Raw genomic sequence first — 5,936 nt, 5'->3', positions numbered from 1 at the left:
CGCTGCGCAACTGTGCGTTCGCGGTCAGCCGGCGCGCAATGTCGGCCGGCGAGCGGCCGCCGGAAGCCGACAGCCCGGCCTGCTCCATGCCTTCGGCAATGTGCGCGGCGAGGCCTTCCTGATCGCCGTCGAGCACCAGCAAGGCGACGGGACCGGAGAGCTGGCTGTTGCGCGGCGGGTTGGCGAGATCGGCAAGGGCCGCTTCCAACATCGGCGCCGAACCGAAGGCGCGGGCCAGCCGCATGCGCCAGCCGCGCGGCAGGCCGAGCGCGGCCAGCACCGCCTCGAACAGGGTCTGGTCGCCAAGCGTGATGGCGAGGGGCCGTCCCGGCAGCACCAGCGACAGCAGCGCATGCGCCTCGGCCAGCGAACGGGCATCGGCGGCGGCGATGTCAGTGTCGCCGAGATCCTCGATGCCGGCCTGGAAGAACTCGTTGCCACCCTCACGGCGCTGGCGGAACACCTCGCCCAGGTAAGAATAGCGGCGCGGCGTGCCGGCCTGGCTGGCGATGTGGTCGAGGCAGACCGGAATGGTGAATTCGGGCCGCAGGCACAGCGTCTTGCCGGTCTCGCTCTCGGTCAGGAAGATGCGCCGGCGCAGGTCTTCGCCCGCCATATCGAGGAACGGATCGGCCGGCTGCAGCACGGCGACTTCGACCGCGTGCGTACCGCGGGCGGCGAAGAGTTTCGCGATGTCGGCAGCGATGGCGGGGCGGGAGGTCATGGATAAGTTGGGCGCGAGGCCCCCCTCTCTGTCCTGCCGGCCATCTCCCCCTCAAGGGGGGAGATTGGCAGCTCGGACGCCGCGCCTCCTCCTGCAGCGTTGAAAATTGGCGAAAGCATGCGCGACATCTGATCTCCCCCCTTGAGGGGGAGATGGCCGGCAGGACAGAGAGGGGGGCTCAAGCGCCACCCTTCGCGCGGTCGGCGGCCTGCGCCGCGAGTATCTTCTTCACCTCAGCCACCAGGTCACCCTCCGCGACCGTCACCTGCGCCGGGCGTGCCGCGCGCCATTCGGCGTTGTCGGTGATCTCGGCCGACAGGCGCGCGCCTTCGATGAGGTCCTTGATCTGCACCTCGCCCTTGGCGCGCTCGTCGCCGCCCTGGATGATGGCGACAGGGCTGCCGCGGCGGTCGGCATATTTCAGCTGCGCCTTCATGCCCGCGCCGCCGAGATACATTTCCGAGCGGATGCCGGCGGCGCGCAGATCGGCGACCATCTTCTGGTAACGGCCGAGGCTTTCCGTATCCTTGTCCATGACCAGCACGACGACCGGGGCGATGACATCGGAGGTATCCAGCTTGCCGAGGTTCTTCAGCGCCGTCATCAGCCGCGAGACGCCGATCGAAAAACCGGTCGCCGGCACCGGCTCGCCGCGAAAGCGCGAGACCAGCCCGTCATAGCGCCCGCCGCCGCCGACCGAGCCGAAACGCACGATCTGGCCTTCGTCGTTGGGGATCTCGGCCAGCAGCTCGGCCTCGAAGACAGGGCCGGTGTAGTATTCGAGGCCGCGCACGACGGAGCGGTCCATCACGATGCGGTCTTCGCCGTAGCTCGCGGCTCTAACCAGGGCCTCGATCGTTGCGAGTTCGCCAACGCCTTCCTGATAGACAGCATTGGCATTGACGCTGGCGTCCTGGGCGGCCTGCCCGTTCCTGGCCGTTGCCAGAAGAACCGCCTCGGCTTGCGCATCCTTCAATCCGGCGCCCTTGGCGAAATCGCCCTCGCCTTCCTTGCCACCGTCCCAGCGTCCGGGGCCAAGCAGGAGCCTGACGCCTTCCGGCCCGAGCTTGTCGAGCTTGTCGATGGCGCGCAGTACGGTCAACCGGCGGCCGGCGTTATCCTCACCGCCGAGCCCGATGGCCTCCAGCACGCCGTCGAGCACCTTGCGGTTGTTGACGCGAATGACGTAGTCGCCGCGCTTGATGCCGAGCGCCTCCATGACGTCGGCCATCATCATCGCCATCTCCGCGTCGGCGGCGACGCCCGGCGTGCCGATCGTGTCGGCGTCGAACTGCATGAACTGGCGGAAGCGGCCGGGACCCGGTTTCTCGTTGCGGAACACCCAGCCGGAGCGGTAGCTGCGATAAGGCTTCGGCAGCTTGTCAAAATTTTCCGCGACGAAGCGCGCCGTCGGCGCGGTCAGGTCGTAGCGCAGCGACAGCCACTGCTCGTCATCATCCTGGAAGGAGAACACCCCTTCGTTCGGCCGGTCCTGATCGGGCAGGAATTTGCCCAGAGCATCGGTGTATTCGATCATCGGCTGGTCGACCGGCTCGAAGCCGTAAAGCTCATAGACCGAGCGGATGGTGGCCATCATCTTCTCGACGGCGCGGATGTCTTCGGCGCTGCGGTCGGCAAAACCGCGCGGCAGCCGCGCTTTCGTCTTTTCGGATTTGTCGGCCATGGGGTCGGTCTTTTCGTTAAGTAAACACTGGCTTATCGGGAGCGGGCGTGTCCTAACCCATGCCAAGTGGTGCGGCAAGCGTTTGCAGACCTGCAGGAAACAGTTCGATAGTTTGCAGGCGCCGCGCCGCCCCTCGTCCCCCTGCCGGCACCTTCTCCCCGTGTAGTGACCGGGGAGAAGGAGGAAGCGCCGGCGCGACAGCTCCAGCGTTGCCGACTGGCCAAACCCGCGGCGCCAGCGTCCTTCTCCCCGTCTCTATAAGGGGAGAAGTGCCCGGCAGGGCGATGAGGGGCGGCGCCGACTAACAAAGAAGTAGACTTCAATATCCCACCCTAGAGGGTTGAGGGCCTCCAAGAACTTCGAAACAATCAGCGCAAATACGAAACAATTCCGCCACCAGCGCGGCATGCTGCCGACACAATCCGCGACCATAAACGCGCCGAAACAAGGGGTTCAGGGCCATGACCACGGCTGAAGATATCATCGAGGGCGAGACTGCAAGGCTGAGGCCTGCCGGGGTTCCGGCGCTGAAGCCGGCGCAGCAGCCGGCTGGGCCGTTCGAGGCTGCGGCGACCAAGCCGAGCGCCCGCGACGCGCTGGTCACCGGGCTTTTGGTAATCTACCCGGCTTTCGCGGCTGTGGCGGCGATCCTGGCGGGGTTGTTTTTGGCAGGCGCCGGCAGCGTTTGACTTGAGGTCTACCGAGAAATCTCGAAGGCCGGCGCTGCCCCTCATCCGCCCTTCGGGCACCTTCTCCCCGTGAACGGGGAGAAGGAAAGAGCGCGCTCTACTTCGGCCTTTTGAGCTTCTTGCGCTCTTTCTCCACCTCCGCCCTGCAATAGCAGCCCTCGAGGTGGTCGTTGACGAGGCCCATGGCCTGCATGAAGGCATAGACCGTCGTCGGGCCGACAAAGCTCCAGCCTCGCTTCTTCAACTCCTTCGATATCCTGACAGACACGGCCGTCGTCGGATTGGCGCGCAGATGCGCGAGGTCGACGATTCCCGGACGCTCGTCCGGACCCGGTTCGAACTTCCAGAACCAGGCGGCTAAAGAGCCGAACTCGTCGACCATCTCGCGGGCGCGTTTGGCGTTGTTGATGGTCGAGACGATCTTGCCACGATGGCGGATGATGCCGGCGTTGCCGAGCAGGCGCTCGACATCCTTCTCGGTGAATTGAGCCACCTTGTCGAAGTCGAAACCGGCGAAGGCCTCACGGAAATTCTCGCGCTTGCGCAGGATGGTGAGCCACGACAGGCCCGACTGGAATCCTTCCAGGCAGATCTTTTCGAACAGCCGGCGATCATCCGTTACCGGCCGGCCCCATTCACGATCGTGATAGTGAAGATAGTCCGGCAAATTGCCATGCCAGAAGCAGCGCGCCCTGCCGTCGGGACCATCGAGAATGCCGCTATTTTCCGTTGCCATCGTCAGCAAATCCATTCGTTAATGCGCCTCGGCGCCGCTTTTACCGTGGCTTTACCAGATTCCTGAACCGGCCGGTAACCACACCAAAAGGTTTACTGACAAAGCGGCATTTTACGCATTCCGATTCATGTTTTGCTTGCCGCTGCGCGCCAAGGATCGCGAAACCGAGGGCGTCCTCTCCGCCCCGGATGAGTTCGATCAAGGTGCGTTCCAATGAAGACAGCGTTTTGTTACCTGCTCGGCGCGGCGGCGATCCTTGCCGCCGGCGCCACCACCTCCCTTGCCAATGACCGCTACGCCGATATGCCGCCGGTGACGGTGAGCCCCGACCTTTCGGCGCCCTGGGTGCTGCAACTTGGCCGTGCGCCGGGCATCGTGCGCCCGGTCCGGCAAGCGACGCAGCAGCCGCTGCAGCGACTGTTCCAGGCGCAGCCCGACCGGCAGAGGACGGCAGCCGTGCAGCAGCCGGCCAAGCGCATGGTAATGCGACCGCAGATCAACCCGATCTACCTGCCGCAGGAAGTCGCCTATGACGGGCCGGCGAAGCCGGGCACGATCGTCATCGATACGCACCAGAATTTCCTCTATCTGGTGGAGCAGAACGGCAAGGCGCGGCGTTACGGCGTCGGCACCGGCAAGCCGGGCTTCGAATGGTCGGGCACGCACAAGATCACCGACAAGAAGGTGTGGCCGGACTGGCGCCCACCGGCGGCGATGATCAAGCGCGAGGCGGCCAAGGGCCGCTATTTGCCGACCTATCTTGCTGGCGGCATGGAAAACCCGCTGGGCGCGCGCGCGCTCTATCTGGGCACCACCGAATACCGCATCCACGGCACCAACCAGCCCTGGACGATCGGCGGCGCTGTGTCTTCCGGCTGCATCCGCATGCGCAACGAGGACGTCGTCGACCTTTACGAGCGCGTCAATGTCGGAACCACGGTCGAGGTGATCTAGTTTCTGCGAACCAGCCGGTTAGACGGCGCAGCACTTTTAGTCCAGCTGTTGCCGTCAAGTCATAGTGCGATCCCGTGGGATGTGCTTAAACCGATGTCGAGTTTACGGGGGACGGGCCGTGTGGGGATACGGCCGGTCACGAAAGGGCAGCGTGGGCAACCGCGCTGCCCTTTTCGTTTTTGAGGCTTCTTTGACGCGTGGCGCGGCAAGTCGCGCCGCAAACAGACGGATTCGCTTTCGGGGCTGAGTTCCCGGCGCTCCTCTGCTATTGCAGTGCACAAATCCTGATCGTCACGCAATTCTGGACGCAACGCTGCTTACGCGATTTCCTCGAATTGCCCAGAAGGCAGAGGTGCCAGCCATGACCCGGACCGACGACAGCCGCTATCTGAACGGCGGCCCGGTTGCCCAGCGCATCATTGCGTCGGTGCGCGAAGATGCCTTGATCGCGACGGCCGAAGGTTTTCCGCCAAAGCTGGTCTCGATCACCGTCGGCGATACCGAAGCGGTCGATGTCTATGTGCGCAACCAGCGCGCCAAGGCAGCCCTTGCCGGCATCGGGTTCGAGGAGCGGCGCTTTGCCGCCGACATCACGGCCGGCGAACTGGAAGCCGCGATCCACGGCCTCAACGCCGACCCGCGCGTCACCGGCATCATCATCCAGCGGCCGGTGCCGGCGCATATCCCGATCAAGACGCTGCAGGCCGCCGTGCATCCGCTGAAGGATGTCGAAGGCATGCACCCGGCCTCGATCGGCAACATCGTCTACAACCAGCTCGATCTGGCGCCCTGCACGGCGGCAGCCTCGGTCGAACTGCTGAAGGAGACCGGCCTCGATCTCAAGGGGCTCGAAGTGGTCGTCGTCGGCCATTCCGAGATCGTCGGCAAGCCGATCGCCTTCCTGCTGATGAGCGAAGGCGCCACGGTGACGGTGTGCCACCACATGACGCGCTCGGTGGCGGCGCATGCACGGCGCGCCGACGCGCTGTTCGTCGCGGTCGGCAAGCCGCGGCTGATCAAGGCCGACATGGTGAAGCCGGGCGCCGCCGTCATCGACATCGGCATCAATTCCGAGGTCGGGCCCGACGGCGAAACCCGCATCGTTGGAGACGTCGACACCGACAGCGTCAAGGAAGTGGCGTCCTGGAT

Annotated in this window: 6 protein-coding genes; 3 read left to right on the top strand and 3 right to left on the bottom strand. The window is 65.0% G+C overall.

The window, feature by feature from the left end:
- Both EOA27_RS18405 and hisS read right to left on the bottom strand, forming a co-directional pair.
- Nucleotides 1-724, bottom strand: a 724-nt coding sequence (locus EOA27_RS18405; protein ID WP_127256847.1) for an ATP phosphoribosyltransferase regulatory subunit, incomplete at its 3' end; no start/stop codon positions are given.
- A 178-nt stretch (nt 725-902) separates the two neighbouring features.
- Nucleotides 903-2,408 (bottom strand): histidine--tRNA ligase, encoded by a 1,506-nt coding sequence (gene hisS / locus EOA27_RS18395; RefSeq protein WP_126078874.1) that lies wholly within the window; start codon nt 2,406-2,408, stop codon nt 903-905.
- A gap of 461 nt (nt 2,409-2,869) precedes the next feature.
- Between hisS and EOA27_RS18385 the strand changes: the two genes are divergently transcribed.
- Entirely contained in the window at nt 2,870-3,097 is a 228-nt protein-coding gene (locus EOA27_RS18385) for a hypothetical protein (RefSeq protein ID WP_126078875.1), read from the top strand.
- 97 nt (nt 3,098-3,194) lie between these two features.
- Here EOA27_RS18385 and EOA27_RS18380 read toward each other — a convergent pair whose 3' ends face one another.
- Nucleotides 3,195-3,833, bottom strand: a complete 639-nt coding sequence (locus EOA27_RS18380; protein WP_126083513.1) for a DNA-3-methyladenine glycosylase I — start codon at nt 3,831-3,833, stop codon at nt 3,195-3,197.
- Nucleotides 3,834-4,046: 213 nt separating this feature from the next.
- Here EOA27_RS18380 and EOA27_RS18375 point away from each other — a divergent pair, with 213 nt between their 5' ends.
- Together EOA27_RS18375 and EOA27_RS18370 are read left to right on the top strand one after the other, a co-directional pair.
- Nucleotides 4,047-4,787, top strand: a complete 741-nt coding sequence (locus EOA27_RS18375) for a L,D-transpeptidase (RefSeq protein ID WP_126078876.1) — start codon at nt 4,047-4,049, stop codon at nt 4,785-4,787.
- Between the two features lie 361 nt (nt 4,788-5,148).
- Nucleotides 5,149-5,936 (top strand): bifunctional 5,10-methylenetetrahydrofolate dehydrogenase/5,10-methenyltetrahydrofolate cyclohydrolase (locus EOA27_RS18370; RefSeq protein WP_145970401.1); only part of this gene is annotated, 788 nt, incomplete at its 3' end.

The sequence above is a fragment of the Mesorhizobium sp. M2A.F.Ca.ET.037.01.1.1 genome, from assembly GCF_003998075.1.
GTDB lineage: Bacteria > Pseudomonadota > Alphaproteobacteria > Rhizobiales > Rhizobiaceae > Mesorhizobium.
Note: the sequence above shows the minus strand (reverse complement) of the source record. Positions and strands in the feature narration are given on the sequence as shown.

Coding starts and splice junctions, on each gene's coding strand:
- hisS (WP_126078874.1), bottom strand. CDS start 2,408: ATGGCCGACAAATCCGAAAAGACGAAAGCGCGGCTGCCGCGCGGTTTT.
- EOA27_RS18385 (WP_126078875.1), top strand. CDS start 2,870: ATGACCACGGCTGAAGATATCATCGAGGGCGAGACTGCAAGGCTGAGG.
- EOA27_RS18380 (WP_126083513.1), bottom strand. CDS start 3,833: ATGGCAACGGAAAATAGCGGCATTCTCGATGGTCCCGACGGCAGGGCG.
- EOA27_RS18375 (WP_126078876.1), top strand. CDS start 4,047: ATGAAGACAGCGTTTTGTTACCTGCTCGGCGCGGCGGCGATCCTTGCC.